A 15769-nucleotide genomic window follows, 5' to 3' on the forward strand; every position below is an offset into this window, starting at 1 on the left:
GGCGGGGGGTCTCCCAGGCTCTCGGGCACTGGGGAGACAACTGCCGAGGGACGACTCTGGCCCTCTGCGGGGTGCAAAATTTCGTGCAGGTTACATGATGGAGTGGTTCTCGGGAACCGGATACTTCGTTCCAACATGCGGACACCACAGGAGCCGCGCGGGGGATGTCGGGCTTCAGCGGTGGAGGTTTCGGGACCTGAGCGGACAGATCGATGACCATCGGTCCGGTTCGTGGCGGAGGTGGTGTTCCGCCACGAGGGGCGCGGCGCGGGCGTCATTGCCCGCGGCGCTTACGGCTCATTCCCAGCAGCCACGGAATCGAAACCGCCGGGTAACAATTACTTATGCAGTCCCGTGCATAGGTGATCGAGGCCTCATCCTACGGCCGCGCCGAACAAAGTGCCGAGGGCGTACGTCACACCTGCCGCGGCGCCGCCGAGAGCGAGCTGCCGCAGTCCGCTGAACCACCAGGACCGCGCGGTCACCTTGGCCACGACGGCACCGCACGCGAAGAGCCCGATCATGGCGAGCAGCAGCGCGGGCCACAGCACGGTCGCGCCCAGCAGGTACGGCAGTACGGGCAGGAGGGCGCCGAGCGCGAACGAGCCGAAGCTGGACACGGCGGCGACGGCCGGGGAGGGCAGGTCGCCGGGGTCGATGCCGAGTTCCTCGCGGGCGTGGATCTCCAGGGCCTGCTCGGGATCACGGGAGAGCTGCCGGGCGACCTCGCGGGCCAGGGGGGCCTCGACGCCGCGGGCCTCGTAGAGCGCGGCCAGCTCGCGCTCCTCGTCCTTCGGGTGCTTGCGCAGTTCGCGCCGTTCGACGTCGAGTTCGGCCTCGACGAGCTCGCGCTGCGAGGCGACGGAGGTGTACTCGCCCGCGGCCATGGAGAAGGCTCCGGCGGCGAGGCCCGCGAGTCCGGTGATGACGATCGTCTGCTGGGACACGGAGCCGCCGGCGACGCCGGTCATCAGGGCGAGGTTGGAGACCAGGCCGTCCATGGCGCCGAACACCGCCGGGCGCAGCCATCCGCCGTTGACGTCGCGGTGGGTGTGGTTGTCGCGGTGCGCCACATGCAGCGCCGCCTCGGTCTCGATGATCGCCATACTCGTCCCCCGGAGAGCTTGATTGGACTGCTTCCACTTTTCGACAACCCTAAAAGTACGCCGAGAAATTCCCCGCCGCCAGCAAGGAAAGGCTGGGCTAACCTGCGGTTTTACCCTTCGACGCTCATCCGTGGCATGTCATGCACATATGTCGACCGGGTGACAGTGGAGCCCGCGAGGCTCCTGTCAACCGCCAAGGTGGGACAGATCCGCAAAGGGTTCCGCGCGCCGCATTCCGCGCGCCGACGGGCCCTGAGAGGAGAAGCACGTATGGCTTCCATCGCCTGCATTCCCTCGGCCCCGGCACCCGGGAGCGCCGCCGCCCTCCGTGACCGGGCACGCGGCGCACTGCTCGGACTCGCCGTCGGGGACGCGCTGGGCGCACCCGCCGAGAACATGAAGCCCTCGGAGATCCGCGCCCGGTGGGGCCGGATCACCGGGTACGTCGCCGAACATCCGGCCGGGACGGACGACACCGAGTACGCGATCTTCTCGGGACTGCTGCTGGCCCGGCACGGCTCGGCGCTGACCGTGGCGCACGTCGAGTCGGCCTGGCACCAGTGGATCGCGGACCGCGACGAGGGGCCGTTCCGCGGCGCCGGGTTCAGTGAGCGCGGCACGCTGGAGAACCTGCGCCGGGGGCTCGCGGCGCCCATCTCCGCCCAGCATCGGCACGCCTGGAGCGACGGTCTGGCCATGCGCGCGGCGCCCTTCGGCGTCTTCGCCGCCGGCCGGCCCGCCGAGGCGGCCCGGCTCGTGGCGATCGACGGCTCGGTGAGCCACGAGGGCGAGGGAATCTACGGCGGGCAGGCCGTCGCGGCCGGGGTCGCCGCCGCGATGGCGGGCGCCTCCACCGCCACGGTCGTCGCCTCCGCCCTGGCCGTCGTCCCGGACGACTCCTGGACGGCCCGCTCGCTGCGCCGGGCGGTCGCGGTGGCGCACCGCGGCGAACGCGCCGTGCGGTCCGCGGTCGTGATCGGCGGCTACCCGTGGACCGACCTGGCCCCCGAGGCCGTGGCCCTCGCCTTCGGCGCCTACGCGGCGGCGGACGGAGAGTTCACCGAGTCGGTCCTGACCGCGGTGAACATGGGACGTGACGCCGACACGACGGCCGCGGTGGCCGGGGCGCTGGCCGGCGCGACCCGGGGGATGTCCTCGGTCCCCGCCGAGTGGGCGGCGGCCATCGGACCGGCCCGCGGGAGCTGCCTGCCCTCCATGGAGGGCCACCACATCCTGGACGTTGCGGAACTGCTGACCCCGGAGCACGAGGAGAAGTGGGGCGCCGAGCGGCACGCGCCGCCCGCCCCCGAGACACCCGCGGCCCCTCCCCCGGACCCGTACGGGGCCACGGATCCGCCCCTGGAGCCGTACGGGACGCCCGCCGGTGACGCCGGAGCACGCCGGTGAGCCCCGGGCCGGCCGGCTACGACGAGCCCGGCGGACGGACGGGCGAGGGTGCCGTCTCCATGGCCCCCCTCGCACCGACGCGGCCCGGCACGGCGACGGACCCGGCACACCCCGGCCCGGCCACCGGGCCGGGGGTGTCCACCGAGGGCACGAGGCCGGGGGCGCCGGACACACCCGCGAAGCCCGGAGCACCCGGAACGGGGGCGGGCACCGGAACACCCGGAACGGGAACGAGACCGCGGACACCCGCGACGGGGGCCCGGCCGGACGCGCTCGCGCCGGTGGCGGGGCCCGGAGCGAGAACGGGGGCCGACGTGCTCGCGCCGGTGACGGGACCCGGAACGCCCGGAGCGGGAACGGGGACGGACATGCTCGCGCCGGTGACGGGACCGGGAACGGGAACGGACGTGCTCGCGCCGGTGGCGGGACCCGGAACGCCCGGAGCGGGAACGGGGACGGACATGCTCGTGCCGGTGGTGGAGCCCGGAGCGGGAACGGGGGCCGACGTGCTCGTGCCGGTGGTGGAGCCGGGGGCGCGGCGCGGGGGGACCCCTCGGGCCGGGACCGGGCCGGGGTCCGCGCGGGCGGCGGAGCCGGGGGCCTCGTGCGAGGTGAACCCGTGGGCCGGGGCCGGGACGGGAGCCGGGGAGGCGGTACAGCCTGCGCCGTCACCCGGGGCGGGCGTGCGCCGGATCGAGGGGCTGCTGCTCGGGCTGGCCGCCGGGGATGCCGCCGGATGGCCCGCCGCTCGGCACCGGGCCGCGCGGATGCCCGAGTGGACCCGGCGGCTGACCCGCGAGCTGGACACCTTCGCGGAGCAGAACGCGACGACCACCCTGCCCGTGCCGATCGCGCTGAACCAGCCGCCGGAACCCCTGCGGCTCGGCCCGTCGGACGACGCCGAGTGGGCGGCGTTCGCGGCGGAGGCCGTCCTGCGGGCCGGGGAGACCGGCGCGCTCGGCGACCTGAGCCTCGGCCGCAGGATGCGCGCGTCCATCGACCTGTCCTGGAACGCCGTCGCCAGCGAGGTGGCCGCCGCCGCGGACCGGGCCCCCGAGGTCGAGTCCGCCCTGCTCCCGCTGCGCGCCCGGATCTCGGTGCGGGCCGGACTCGGCAACCTCGCCACCGGTCTGCGCCCGCCCGCCACCGGCCACGACAACCCCCACTACTTCGACGACGCGGCCTGCGTCCGGGCCTGCGTGCTCGCCGCGGCACACCCGGGAGACCCCCGACTCGCCGCGGAACTCGCCGAGTTCGACGCCCGCTACACCCAGGACGGCGACGGGGTGCACGGCGCCCGCGCCATGGCCGCCGCCGTGGCGCTCGCCCTCGCCGGTCACGACGTCGGCACCTGCGTGGCGGCGGCCCTCGCCGAACTGCCCGCCGCCACGGAGATCGGCCGCAACGCCCGCGACGCCCTCGCGCTGGCCCAGGACAGCGAGAGCACCTTCGCGCTGGTCCCGCTGCTCGAGCACCGGATCGTCGACCACGTCTACAGCTACGGGATCGCGGCCGCCGAGACCGTCCCCGTCGCGCTCGCCCTGGCCCTGGCCGCGCACGGCCGGATCGCCGAGGCCGTACCGGCCGCCGCCTGCCTCTCCCGGGTCGCCGACTCGGCCCCCGCCCTGGCCGGGGCGCTCACCGGGGCGCTCGGCGGCGCCGCCGCGATCCCCGCCTCCTGGCGCGACGCCTGCCGCACCCTGTCCGGGTGCGCGCTCCCCCGGCTGACCGGCACGGATCTCATCGGGCTCGCCGAACTCCTGGAGGCGACAGGACTCGCCGACCCGCTCGATTCCCCGGAACTGGCCGCCCCAGAGGGATGATTCGGGCATGACGCCCAAAGGAGAAGGAACGGGAACCCTCGACGAACGGATCACCGGAGCCCTCGTCGGAGCCGCCGTCGGCGACGCCCTCGGCGGACCCGTCGAGGGGTACTCCCCGGAGCAGATCGCCGAACGCCACGGCGGCCGCGTGCACGGCGTCGTCGGCCCCTGGAACGGCGACGCCTGGCCCACCGCCCGCCCCATCGCCCCGTACCACAAGGGCGACGGACACGTCACCGACGACACCCTGATGACCCACGCGCTGGTACGGGTGTACGCGGAGGTCCGCGACCACCTCGACGCCTACGCGGTCGCCGGGCACCTCGTCCCCGACCTGATGACGACCCCCCGCTGGATCCCGGAACTGGAGGCCGAGGCCCTCCCCCTCCAGCGGATCTTCCTCGCCGAGAAATGGCTGGTCGCCCGCCTCCACTACGGCCACGTCGACCCCCGCGAGGCCGGCACGGGCAACATCGTCAACTGCGGTGCCGCGATGTACATGGCCCCGGTCGGACTCGTCAACGCGGCGAATCCGGCGGGCGCGTACGCCGAGGCGCTCGACGTCGCGGGCGCCCACCAGTCCTCGTACGGCCGCGAGGCCGCGGGTGTCTTCGCGGCGGCCGTGGCGGCGGCCTGCACCCCCGGCGCGACCCCCGCCTCGGTCGTCGCCGCGTGTCTGGCCCTGGCCAAGGACGGCACCCGCGCCGCCGTCGAGGCGGTCTGCGAAGTCGCCTCACGCCACACGGACTTCGAGTCGGCGCTCGTCCCGCTGCGCCGGGCGGTGGCCCCCTTCGACACCGTCGGCCCCGACTACCGCTCCCCCTCGCTCGGCGCCCGCCGCCCCTCGCGGCTCCACTCCATCGAGGAACTCCCCGTCGCGCTGGGCATGTTGCTGGTGTCCGGCGGCGACTTCCGGCACGCGGTCCTCGGTTCGGTCAACTACGGGCGCGACTGCGACTCCATCGCCACCATGGCCGGAGCGCTCGCGGGCGCGCTCGGCTCGGAGGTCCCGCACGACTGGGCCAAGACCGTGGCCGAGTCCAGCCGCCTCGACCTGGACGCCCCCGCGCGTACGCTGGCCGAGGTGACCCGGGAGATCTTCGACCGTGACGTCCAGCGCCGCCGGGCCCACGAGGCGGCGTACACCGCGCTGGCGGGAACACCGTGCTCCGGCTGACCTGGGTCCAGCCCGAGGACCTCCTCGGGCACGAGCTCCACCAGGCCGTGCAGGACGGCCGGGACCCGGCGGACGTCACCGCCCGCTGGTACGCGGCGGGCGGCAGGCCCGCCCCGCTGCGCGCGGGCGCGTCGGCGGCCCCGGCCTCACCGTCCCTGCGCCGGCTGGCGGCCGGGCTCCTCGACGAACTCGCCGCCCTGCCGGGCAGGCTGGCGGACGACGAGCCGACGGATCTGGCACTGATCAAGGCCCAGTGCCCCGACTGGCCGCCCCCGCGGTACACGCCCCTGCCCGCTCCCGGCCCGGCCCGCCTGGAGGCGGCCTGGCTCGGACGGGCCGTCGGCTGTCTGCTCGGCAAACCGGTGGAGAAACTCCCCCTCGAAGCGATCCGGGCCCTGGCCGAGGCCTCCGGCAACCGGCCCCTGCGCACCTGGTTCACCGCGCGGGGCGTACCGCGGGACCTGCTCGACGCCCACCCCTGGAACCGGCGCTCCGCCACCACCTCCCTCGCCGAGAACATCGACGGCATGCCGGAGGACGACGACCTCAACTACCCACTCCTGAACCTGCTGTTGCTCCAGCGGTACGGCCGGGACTTCACCACCGCGGACGTGGCCCGCCTCTGGCTCGACGAACTCCCCGCCGGCCGCACCTTCACCGCCGAGCGCGTCGCGTACCGCAACCTCCTCGGCGGGGTCGAGCCCCCGGACACCGCCCGCCACCACAACCCGTTCCGTGAGTGGATCGGCGCCCTGATCCGCGCGGACGTGCACGGCTGGACCAACCCCGGCGACCCGGCGGGGGCCGCGGAGCAGGCGTACCGCGACGCCGCCCTCACCCACACGGCCAACGGCGTCTACGCGGCGATGTTCACCGCCGCCGCCATCGCGGAGGCGGCCGGCGCGACCCGCGACGTCCACGCCTGCCTGCGGACCGGACTGAGAGTGGTCCCGCCCGGCTCCCGGCTGGCCCGGGCGGTGCGCCACGCCGTCCGTCTGGCCCGTACGACACCGGACTTCGACACGGTCGTGGACGAACTGCACGCGGCCCACCGGGACTGCCACTGGGTCCACGCCGTCCCCAACACCGCGCTGATCGCGGCCGCCCTCACCCACGCGGACGGCGACTTCGGCGGCTCCGTCTGCCGGGCGGTGTCCGGCGGTCTGGACACCGACTCGAACGGGGCGACGGCCGGAAGCATCGCCGGCCTCCTCACGGGCGACCCCGCCGGGCTGCCCGACCACTTCACGGGCCCCCTCAAGAACCGGCTCGCCACCTCCGTCGCCGACTTCAACGGCATCGGCTTCGACGCCCTCGCCCACCTCACACAACGGGAGACCGTTCGCCCATGACGCATATCGCCGTGCTCGGCAGCACGAACATGGACCTCGTCGCGTATGTCGCCAAAGCCCCGCAGCGCGGAGAGACCGTGACGGGACGGGAGTTCCGCACGGTCCCCGGCGGCAAGGGCGCGAACCAGGCGGTGGCCGCCGCGCACGCGGGCGCCGACGTCTCCCTGATCGGCGCGGTGGGCGCCGACTCCTTCGGCAGCCAACTCCGCTCCACGCTGGAGCACTTCGGCGTGAACACCGACCATCTGCGCACCACCGAGGGCCCGTCGGGCACCGCTCACATCGTGGTGGACGACGAGGGCGGCAACGCGATCGTCGTCATCCCCGGCGCCAACGGCACCGTCACCTCCCTGGCCCCCGGCGACGAGGGCCTCATCGCCAGCGCCGACGCGCTGCTCCTCCAGCTCGAGATCCCGCTGGAGGCCGTGCTCTCCGGCGCGGAGGCCGCCCGCCGACACGGCGTCCGGACGATCCTGACCCCGGCCCCCGCCCAGTTCCTCTCGCCCCAACTGCTGTCCGCCATCGACCTGTTGGTGCCCAATCAGCACGAGGCCGCCGCGCTCACCGGCTTCACCGACCCGCGCGGGGCCGCCGCGGCACTGCTCGAACAGGTCCCGGAGGTCGTCGTCACCCTGGGCGCCGAGGGCAGCCTGTACGCGACCCGGGGCGCCGAACCCATCACGGTGCCCGCGCCCAAGGTGACCGCCGTCGACTCCACCGCGGCGGGGGACACCTTCGTCGGCACGCTGGCGGTGGCGCTCGCCGAGGGCCGGGAGATGTCGGAGGCCATGGTGTGGGCGTCGGCGGCCGCCTCGGTGTCGGTGCAGCGGCCCGGGGCGACGTCCTCGATGCCGTACCGCTCCGAGATCGACACCCAGGCCGGCGCGTGAGCGGGCCCAGCGAGGACGGCTCCCTCGCCGGCCTGCGCGTCCTCGACCTCGCGACCCTGTTCGCCGGGCCGCTCGCCGCCACCATGCTCGGCGACTTCGGCGCGGAGGTCGTCAAGGTCGAACACCCTTCCCAGCCGGACGCGTCCCGGGGGCACGGTCCCTCGAAGGACGGTGTCGGTCTGTGGTGGAAGCTCCTCGGCCGCAACAAGCGCACGATCACGCTCGACCTGTCGAAGCGCGGCGGCCGCGCGACCCTGCTCCGGCTCGCGGCCGACGCCGACGTGATCATCGAGAACTTCCGTCCGGGCACCCTGGAGAAATGGGACCTGGGCTGGGCGGAGCTGTCCGCGGCCAACCCGCGCCTGATCCTCGCCCGGGTCACCGCCTTCGGCCAGTTCGGCCCGTACGCGCACCGGCCCGGCTTCGGCACGCTCGCGGAGGCCATGAGCGGCTTCGCCGCCGTCACCGGCGAACCCGACGCGCCGCCGACCCTCCCGCCGTTCGGCCTGGCCGACTCGATCGCCGGCCTCACGACCGCGTACGCCGTGCTCACCGCGCTTCGGGCGCGCGACCGGACCGGCGAGGGCCAGGTGATCGACATGGCGATCATCGAGCCGATCCTGACCGTCCTCGGCCCGCAGCCGATCTGGTACGACCAGCTCGGCCATGTCCAGCCCCGCACCGGCAACCGCTCGGCGAACAACGCGCCCCGCAACACCTACCGCACGGCGGACGGCTCCTGGGTCGCGGTCTCGACGTCGGCGCAGTCGATCGCCGAGCGGGTGATGCGGCTGGTCGGCCGCCCCGACGTGATCGACGAACCGTGGTTCGCGACCGGCGCGGACCGGGCACGCCACGCGGACATCCTGGACGGGGCGGTCGGCGCGTGGATCGCCGAGCGCGGCCGGGACGAGGTCCTCGCAGCCTTCGAGAAGGCCGAGGCGGCGGTCGCCCCGGTCCAGGACGTCCGGGACATCATGAGCGACCCCCAGTACCAGGCCCTGGACTCGGTCACCAGCGTCGACGATCCCGAACTGGGTCCGCTGCGCATGCAGAACGTCCTCTTCCGGCTCTCCGCCACACCCGGCGCGATCCACTGGGCGGGCCGCCCGCACGGCGCGGACACCGACGCCGTGCTCGGTGAACTCGGTCTGACGACGGCCGAGATCGGGGCACTGAGGGCGGAGGGGGCGCTGTGACCGCCGACCTCCTGCCGCTGACCTGGCTGTACGTGCCGGGTGACCGTCCCGAGGTGGTGGCCAAGGCGCTGGTCTCCGGCGCGGACGTCGTCCTCGTCGACCTGGAGGACGCGGTCGCGCCGCACCGCAAGGAGTACGCCCGCTCGGCCACCGCCGACCTGCTCGCCGAGGCGCCGCCCGTCCCGGTGCACGTCCGGGTCAACGCCCTCGACGGCCCCTTCTGCGACGCCGACGTGAAGACGCTCTCGCCGCTGCGCGGCCTGTCCGGCCTGCGGCTGCCGAAGGTGACCTCCCGCTCCGACGTCGTACGGGTGGCGGAGAGCGCGACCCCCGCGGAGGGCGGCACGGTCCCGCTCTACGCCCTGCTGGAGACGGCCCTGGGCATCGAGCGGGCCTACTCCATCGCCTCGTCCCATCGCGCGCTGCGCGGGGTCTCGCTCGGCGAGAGCGATCTGCGGGCCGACCTGGGCGTCCGTGACGACGCGGGCCTGGACTGGTCCCGGGCCCGCCTGGTCGTGGCCGCGCGGGCCGCCGGACTGCCGCCGCCGGCCCAGTCGGTCTACCCCGACATCCGCGACGTCGAGGGCCTGGCCTCGTCCTGCGCACGCGGTCGCGCCCTCGGCTTCCTCGGGCGCGCGGCGATCCACCCCCGCCAGCTCCCCATCATCGAGCGGGCCTACCTCCCCACTCCGGCCGAGGTCGACTCCGCCGAGGCCGTCGTCCGGGCGGCCGCCGCGGATCCGGGCGCGCAGGCCCTGCCGGACGGCCGTTTCGTCGACGCGGCGGTGGTCACGGGCGCCCACCGCATCCTCGCCCTCGCCCAGCGCCTCACCTGAGACCACGGGCCGGGCCCGAGCCACGGGGGCTCGGGGCGACCGGCCCAGGGCGACACGAAGGGGGCGCCGCGTCCCGGACGCGGCGCCCCCTTCGCTTTTACGTGCGTGTACGGGAAGGACTCAGCCCTTCTTGGCCGACCCGGCCTCGTCCCGTGCCACGGACGCGGCACCGGACCCGTCCTCGGGGTCCTCCTCGGACTCCGGCGCGGAAGCGGGCTCGGCGGAGTCGGTGGACGTGGCGGAGTCGGCGGTCGCGGCGGACTCGCCGACGGTCTCCTTGCCGAGATCGACCGAGTCGTCGCCCGTCCCGCCCCCGGCCTTGTCCTTGCCCTCGTCCTTGCCCTTGTCGGTGGTCCCGGCGTCGGACGTGCCCTCGGACGCGTCCGAGGCGCCCTCGGTGGCGACCGACTCGTCGTCCTCGGCCGACGCGTCCTCCTCGGCGCGCGGCTCCACGATCTCCTCCCGGCCCGGACGCAGCCGGGACGAGATCACGATGTAGAGCACCGCGAGGAGGAAGACCACGATCGCGGTCCAGTCGTTCAGACGCAGGCCCAGGATGTGGTGGGCGTCGTCGACCCGCATGTACTCGATCCAGCCGCGGCCGACGCAGTAGGCGGCGACGTACAGGGCGAAGGCGCGCCCGTGGCCGAGCTTGAAGCGGCGGTCGGCCCAGATGACCAGGAATCCGACGCCGACGCACCACAGGGACTCGTACAGGAAGGTCGGGTGGTAGTAGCCGGGGACGCGGCCGTCCGTGGAGGACGTGATGTGCAGCGCCCACGGGAGGTCCGTGGCCCTGCCGTACAGCTCCTGGTTGAACCAGTTGCCCCAGCGCCCGCACGCCTGGGCGAAGGCGATGCCGGGTGCCACGGCGTCGGCCCAGGCGGGCAGCGGGATACCGCGGCGGCGGCAGCCGATCCAGGCGCCCAGCGCACCGAGGGCGATGGCGCCCCAGATGCCGAGTCCGCCCTGCCAGATCTTGAAGGCGTCCACCCAGTCACGGCCCTCGCTGAAGTACAGCTCGTAGTCCGTGATCACGTGGTACAGCCGACCGCCGACGAGGCCGAAGGGCACGGCCCAGACCGCGATGTCGGCCACCGTGCCGGCCCGCCCTCCCCGGGCGACCCAGCGCTTGTTGCCGAGCCAGACGGCCAGAAAGACGCCGATGATGATGCAGAACGCGTAGCCGCGCAGCGGAATGGGGCCGAGGTGCAGCACACCGTGCGACGGGCTGGGAATGTAGGCAAGTTCCATGGCAAGGTCGACGCTACCGTGCCGGACGCCGCCCACGGCGGGCAGCCCCGCAACGGGTCCATAACGTGCGGTGCCCCCGACCGGTGGCGGGCGGGGGCACCGGAGCCGCGGAAGCGGCTCAGCCCTTGTTGGCCTCTTCCACCATCTGCTTGAGCTTGGCGGGGGTCATCGACTGATCCGCGTAGATGTTCTTGCCGCCCAGGAGCACGGTCGGGGTGCCCGAGAAGCCGCCGGCCTGGAACGCCGCGTTCGACTTGCGGACCCAGGCGTCGTGGGTGCCGTCGTTGACGCAGGCGCGGAAGGCCGGGGTGTCCAGGCCGTCGACCTTGCCGGCGAGCTCGATGAGCTTGGCGTTGTCGGCGAAGGCGTCGTCGGTCTCCTTGGGCTGGTTCTCGTACAGGACGTCGTGGTACGCGCGGAACTTCCCGGCGTCCTGGGCGCACGCGGCGGCGTTGGCGGCCTTGAGGGAGCCGCTGCCGCCCATGTTCCCGTCGATGAGGGTGACCAGGTGGTACTCGACGCGCAGCTTCCCGGCGTCGGTCAGTTCCTGGATCGTCGGGCGGTAGGCCGTCTCGAAGGCCTGGCAGGCCGGGCAGCGGAAGTCCTCCCACACCGTCAGGGTCGACTTGGCGCCGTCCTTGCCGACGGGGATCGCGAGAGCGTCCTTGCCGGTGGCGCCCGAGGGCGACACGACCGGACCCGACGTGTCGCTCTTCTTGTCCTTGCCCGAGTTGGCGGCCACCACGCCGATCACGGCGGCCAGGCCGAGGACGCAGATCACCGACGCTCCCACGATCAGCGCCCGGCGGCGCTTGTCCGCGGCCTTCTGCTTCTCTCGCTCGACCGCCAGCCGCTCGCGGGCGTTGCGCTTTCCGTCACGGTTCTTCTCGCTCACATCCGGCAGAACGAACCGGGGAGGCGCAGCGCGCCTCCCCGGTCCAAGGTCCACTCGTTCGAGTGAGCGGATTGTCCGTTACGCGCGGATCCGCCGTTCGTCGCCGCGCGGATCCGCTCCGTCACGTCACGCCGTCGTGCGCACACCCTTCGCCAGGTCGGCGGCGAGCTCCCGTACGGCTTCGAGGCCGGCGGCCTCGTCCGGCGCGTCCAGCATCCGCTTGACGAACGCCGAGCCGACGATCACGCCGTCGGCGAAGCCGGCCACCTCGGCGGCCTGGCGGGCGTCGGAGACGCCGAGGCCGACGCAGACGGGCAGCCCGGTGGTGGCCCTGGTGCGGGCCACCAGGTCCTGGGCCTGGTTCCCGACCGACTCCCGGGTTCCGGTGACCCCCATCAGCGAGGCCGCGTACACGAAGCCGCTGCCGGCCGCGGTGATCTCAGCGAGGCGGGCGTCCTTGCTGCTCGGCGCGACGACGAAGACGGTCGCGAGACCGTGCTTCCCGGCGTGCTCCCTCCACAGGGCCGACTCCTGGACGGGCAGGTCGGGCAGGATGCAGCCCGCGCCGCCCGCCTCGGCGAGCTCGGCCGTGAAGCGCTCGACACCGTAGCGGTCGATCGGGTTCCAGTACGTCATCACGAGGACGGGCTTGCCGGTGGCCTCGAAGGCCTCCCGGACGGTCCGCATGACGTCCGCGATCCTGACGCCGCCGCGCAGGGCGATGTCGTCGGCGGTCTGGATGACGGGGCCGTCGAGGACGGGGTCGCTGTGCGGCAGTCCGACCTCGACGACGTCGGCGCCGCCGTCGAAGACGGCCTTGATCGCCGCGATGCCGCCGTCGACGGTCGGGAAGCCCGCGGGCAGGTACGCGATGAGGGCGGACCGCCCCTCCGCCTTCGCGCCGGCGAGGGTGTCGCTCAACAGCTCGATGTTGCCGCTCACTTGGCGTCCCCCTCGATCTCGGCGTTCTCGGTGTCGGCGTCGGCGGCGACGACCGCGTCGACGCCGTTGTCGTAGAGGCCGAAGTAGCGGGCGGCGGTGTCCATGTCCTTGTCGCCGCGTCCGGAGAGGTTGACGACGATCAGCCCGTCCTCACCCAGTTCCCTGCCGACCTCCAGGGCTCCGGCGAGCGCGTGGGCGCTCTCGATGGCCGGGATGATGCCCTCGGTGCGGGAGAGCAGCCGCAGGGCCTGCATCGCCGCGTCGTCGGTGACCGCGCGGTACTCGGCCCGGCCGCTGTCCTTGAGGTAGGAGTGCTCGGGGCCGATGCCGGGGTAGTCGAGGCCCGCCGAGATCGAGTAGGGCTCGGTGATCTGGCCCTCCTCGTCCTGGAGGACGTACGACCGTGATCCGTGCAGGATGCCGGGCTCGCCCGCGGTCAGGGTGGCCGCGTGCTCGCCGGTCTCCACGCCGTGCCCGGCCGGCTCGCAGCCGATCAGGCGGACACCGCCGTCGGGGATGAAGGCGTGGAAGAGACCGATGGCGTTGGAGCCCCCGCCGACGCAGGCGATGGCGGCGTCGGGCAGCCGTCCGGCGCGCTCCAGGATCTGCCGGCGGGCCTCGACGCCGATGACGCGGTGGAAGTCGCGGACCATGGCGGGGAAGGGGTGCGGTCCCGCGACGGTGCCGAAGAGGTAGTGCGTGCGGTCGACGTTGGCGACCCAGTCGCGGAACGCCTCGTTGATGGCGTCCTTGAGGGTGCGGGAGCCGGACTTCACGGCGATGACCTCGGCGCCGAGCATGCGCATCCGGGCCACGTTCAACGCCTGGCGCTGGGTGTCGATCTCGCCCATGTAGATGGTGCATTCGAGGCCGAAGAGCGCGCAGGCGGTGGCCGTGGCGACGCCGTGCTGGCCGGCGCCGGTCTCCGCGATCACCCGGGTCTTGCCCATCCGCTTCGTGAGCAGGGCCTGGCCGAGCACGTTGTTGATCTTGTGCGAGCCGGTGTGGTTCAGGTCCTCGCGCTTGAGGAAGATCCGCGCGCCGCCGGCGTGCCGGGCGAAGCGCGGCACCTCGGTGAGGGAGCTCGGGCGTCCGGTGTAGTGGACGAGCAGGTCGTCGAGCTCGCGGGCGAACTCGGGGTCCGCCTTCGCCTTGTCGTACTCGACGGCGACCTCGTCCACCGCGGCGACCAGCGCCTCGGGAATGAACTTGCCGCCGAACGCGCCGAAGTAGCCCTCGGCGCTGGGGACTTGACCGTCGGGGTCGGGAATGAAGAACTCGCTGGGCATACGGACACCTCGCAGGGGCGACAGCCCCGGTCACGGGATCGGACAGGGTCACGGAGAACCGGACGCACCCGCGCTCCGGTGACACCGGCTGCTGCGCCGGTGACGTCGCCCGTCCTGTCGCGGTCCGCCCGCGCACCCGACGGGCGAGCCGTCGCGGGGACCGCGTGTGCCGGATTCCGGCGCGGTCTCGGTGCGGGGTGGGACGCGGCCCCGTTCGGCCGGCCGTGGACGCGGGCCCGGTTCACACACACGGTGACCGGTCCGGCACGGAGCCGAGGGGGATCAGACCCGGTTCACCTGTGGGAGTGACCGGGCCCGGAGGGCGTGAGCGCGAGTACGCGCCCGGGCCATCGCATGCCGTTGACCTGACCCGGCTCGTCGCCGATGACGTAACGGACCCGGCGCCCGTGCACCCGGCGCGCTGGTGCCCTGCAACCGCGCGGACGGCAGCCGCGGGCGAGGCGGGCGTAGGGGTCACGGGCCGCCGAAGGCACGGGAAGCACGGCGGCGGAGGGTGCGCCGGGGTGCCCCGCGTACGGGTCCCCGGGAAGCGAGAGGCGCGCGACGGGCGGCAGCGGCGGCAGCGGGCCCTCGTCGTGCGCCGCGGGCCCGGGCGATCCGGCCCTCGCCCGCGGGAGCGCTCCGGCGGACGCCGGAGCGGCCGACCCCGCGCGCGCCGGTACGCCGTCGGGGCGAAGGCCCGGACGGGGTACGGCGGCGAGGGTCGGGGCGGACACCGCGGGTCAGTCCCGTCCGTGCCGCAGGGCCGGGTGGGCGCCCGCCGCGACCAGGTCGGAGACGGCGGTCTTCGGGTCGCGGCCGGTGACGAGGGACTCGCCGACCAGGACCGCGTCGGCGCCCGCGTTGGCGTACGCGATGAGGTCGTGGGGGCCGCGGACACCGGACTCGGCGATCTTGACGAGGCCGTCGGGGATCTCGGGGGCGACCCGCTCGAAGGTCGTACGGTCGACCTTCAGCGTCTTCAGGTTGCGCGCGTTGACGCCGATGATCTTCGCGCCGGCGTCCACCGCGCGCTCGACCTCGTCCTCGTCGTGCACCTCGACCAGCGGCGTGAGCCCGATGGACTCGGCGCGCTCGATGAGGGACTCCAGGGCGGGCTGTTCGAGGGCCGCGACGATGAGCAGCGCCAGGTCGGCGCCGTACGCGCGGGCCTCCCAGAGCTGGTACGACGTGACGATGAAGTCCTTGCGCAGCACCGGGATGTCCACGCGGGCGCGCACGGCCTCCAGGTCGGCGAGCGAACCGCCGAAGCGGCGCTGTTCGGTGAGCACGGAGATGACGGCGGCGCCGCCCGCCTCGTAGTCGGCGGCCAGGGCCGCCGGGTCGGCGATCGCGGCGAGCGCGCCCTTGGAGGGGCTGGACCGCTTGACCTCGCAGATGACCTTGACGCTGTCGCCGCGCAGGGCGGCCACGCCGTCCTTGGCCGCCGGAGCCTTCGCCGCGCGCTCCTTGAGCTCGTCGAGGCTGACGCGCGCCTGCCGCTCCGCGAGGTCGGCACGGACTCCGTCGATGATCTCGTCGAGCACACTCACGCGAGCGGCCCCCTTCCCTGCGGTGGACGGTTGAAGCGGTCGATCG

At 74.0% G+C, this 15769-nt stretch carries 14 protein-coding genes; 7 read left to right on the forward strand and 7 right to left on the reverse strand.

The features are described from left to right. Nucleotides 1-374: 374 nt before the first annotated feature. Nucleotides 375-1106 carry a VIT1/CCC1 transporter family protein gene (locus ACIQ7M_RS12285; RefSeq protein WP_389847500.1) on the reverse strand — a complete coding sequence of 244 codons (732 nt, stop codon included), beginning with the start codon at nt 1104-1106 and terminating at the stop codon, nt 375-377. A gap of 270 nt (nt 1107-1376) precedes the next feature. Here ACIQ7M_RS12285 and ACIQ7M_RS12290 point away from each other — a divergent pair, with 270 nt between their 5' ends. The 7 genes from ACIQ7M_RS12290 (at nt 1377) to ACIQ7M_RS12320 (ending at nt 9790) form a co-directional block, all read left to right on the forward strand. Next, nucleotides 1377-2513: an ADP-ribosylglycohydrolase family protein gene (locus ACIQ7M_RS12290; RefSeq protein ID WP_389847502.1), complete on the forward strand. Its 1137-nt coding sequence runs from the start codon at nt 1377-1379 to the stop codon at nt 2511-2513. A 368-nt stretch (nt 2514-2881) separates the two neighbouring features. Then, on the forward strand, nt 2882-4336 hold the full coding sequence (locus tag ACIQ7M_RS12295) for an ADP-ribosylglycohydrolase family protein (protein WP_403642847.1): 1455 nt from the start codon (nt 2882-2884) through the stop codon (nt 4334-4336). Between the two features lie 7 nt (nt 4337-4343). Beyond that, on the forward strand, nt 4344-5513 hold the full coding sequence (locus ACIQ7M_RS12300; protein ID WP_355759966.1) for an ADP-ribosylglycohydrolase family protein: 1170 nt from the start codon (nt 4344-4346) through the stop codon (nt 5511-5513). Further along, nucleotides 5501-6865 carry an ADP-ribosylglycohydrolase family protein gene (locus ACIQ7M_RS12305; RefSeq protein WP_389847506.1) on the forward strand — a complete coding sequence of 455 codons (1365 nt, stop codon included), beginning with the start codon at nt 5501-5503 and terminating at the stop codon, nt 6863-6865. The genes ACIQ7M_RS12300 and ACIQ7M_RS12305 overlap by 13 nt, the downstream gene beginning before the upstream one ends. Next, complete coding sequence (rbsK, locus tag ACIQ7M_RS12310) at nt 6862-7755, forward strand: ribokinase (RefSeq protein WP_403642851.1); 894 nt, start codon at nt 6862-6864, stop codon at nt 7753-7755. Before ACIQ7M_RS12305 ends, rbsK begins: the two co-directional genes overlap by 4 nt. Next, entirely contained in the window at nt 7752-8954 is a 1203-nt protein-coding gene (locus tag ACIQ7M_RS12315; RefSeq protein ID WP_403642854.1) for a CaiB/BaiF CoA transferase family protein, read from the forward strand. Before rbsK ends, ACIQ7M_RS12315 begins: the two co-directional genes overlap by 4 nt. Then, complete coding sequence (locus ACIQ7M_RS12320; protein WP_355759973.1) at nt 8951-9790, forward strand: CoA ester lyase; 840 nt, start codon at nt 8951-8953, stop codon at nt 9788-9790. Before ACIQ7M_RS12315 ends, ACIQ7M_RS12320 begins: the two co-directional genes overlap by 4 nt. 120 nt (nt 9791-9910) lie before the next feature. Here ACIQ7M_RS12320 and lgt read toward each other — a convergent pair whose 3' ends face one another. The 6 genes from lgt to trpC all read right to left on the reverse strand — a co-directional run bounded on the left by lgt (nt 9911) and on the right by trpC (nt 15723). Continuing rightward, nucleotides 9911-11044, reverse strand: a complete 1134-nt coding sequence (lgt, locus tag ACIQ7M_RS12325) for a prolipoprotein diacylglyceryl transferase (protein WP_403642857.1) — start codon at nt 11042-11044, stop codon at nt 9911-9913. Between the two features lie 118 nt (nt 11045-11162). Further along, nucleotides 11163-11939 carry a thioredoxin domain-containing protein gene (locus tag ACIQ7M_RS12330; protein ID WP_355759977.1) on the reverse strand — a complete coding sequence of 259 codons (777 nt, stop codon included), beginning with the start codon at nt 11937-11939 and terminating at the stop codon, nt 11163-11165. A 126-nt stretch (nt 11940-12065) separates the two neighbouring features. Then, nucleotides 12066-12881, reverse strand: coding sequence for a tryptophan synthase subunit alpha (gene trpA / locus ACIQ7M_RS12335; protein ID WP_389847514.1), 816 nt, complete (start codon nt 12879-12881; stop codon nt 12066-12068). Beyond that, the gene (gene trpB / locus ACIQ7M_RS12340; RefSeq protein WP_355759981.1) at nt 12878-14170 is read right to left on the reverse strand and encodes a tryptophan synthase subunit beta; all 1293 of its coding nucleotides are present in this window, start codon (nt 14168-14170) and stop codon (nt 12878-12880) included. Before trpB ends, trpA begins: the two co-directional genes overlap by 4 nt. 293 nt (nt 14171-14463) lie before the next feature. Beyond that, the gene (gene trpM, locus ACIQ7M_RS12345; protein ID WP_403643520.1) at nt 14464-14673 is read right to left on the reverse strand and encodes a tryptophan biosynthesis modulator TrpM; all 210 of its coding nucleotides are present in this window, start codon (nt 14671-14673) and stop codon (nt 14464-14466) included. Nucleotides 14674-14913: 240 nt separating this feature from the next. After that, entirely contained in the window at nt 14914-15723 is an 810-nt protein-coding gene (trpC, locus tag ACIQ7M_RS12350; protein ID WP_355759983.1) for an indole-3-glycerol phosphate synthase TrpC, read from the reverse strand. Nucleotides 15724-15769: the final 46 nt, after the last annotated feature.

Origin of the sequence: Streptomyces sp. NPDC096324 (assembly GCF_044763015.1) — a bacterium.
In the GTDB taxonomy this organism is placed as follows: domain Bacteria; phylum Actinomycetota; class Actinomycetes; order Streptomycetales; family Streptomycetaceae; genus Streptomyces.

Coding starts and splice junctions, on each gene's coding strand:
- ACIQ7M_RS12285 (WP_389847500.1), bottom strand. CDS start 1,106: ATGGCGATCATCGAGACCGAGGCGGCGCTGCATGTGGCGCACCGCGAC.
- ACIQ7M_RS12290 (WP_389847502.1), top strand. CDS start 1,377: ATGGCTTCCATCGCCTGCATTCCCTCGGCCCCGGCACCCGGGAGCGCC.
- ACIQ7M_RS12295 (WP_403642847.1), top strand. CDS start 2,882: ATGCTCGCGCCGGTGACGGGACCGGGAACGGGAACGGACGTGCTCGCG.
- ACIQ7M_RS12300 (WP_355759966.1), top strand. CDS start 4,344: ATGACGCCCAAAGGAGAAGGAACGGGAACCCTCGACGAACGGATCACC.
- rbsK (WP_403642851.1), top strand. CDS start 6,862: ATGACGCATATCGCCGTGCTCGGCAGCACGAACATGGACCTCGTCGCG.
- lgt (WP_403642857.1), bottom strand. CDS start 11,044: ATGGAACTTGCCTACATTCCCAGCCCGTCGCACGGTGTGCTGCACCTC.
- trpB (WP_355759981.1), bottom strand. CDS start 14,170: ATGCCCAGCGAGTTCTTCATTCCCGACCCCGACGGTCAAGTCCCCAGC.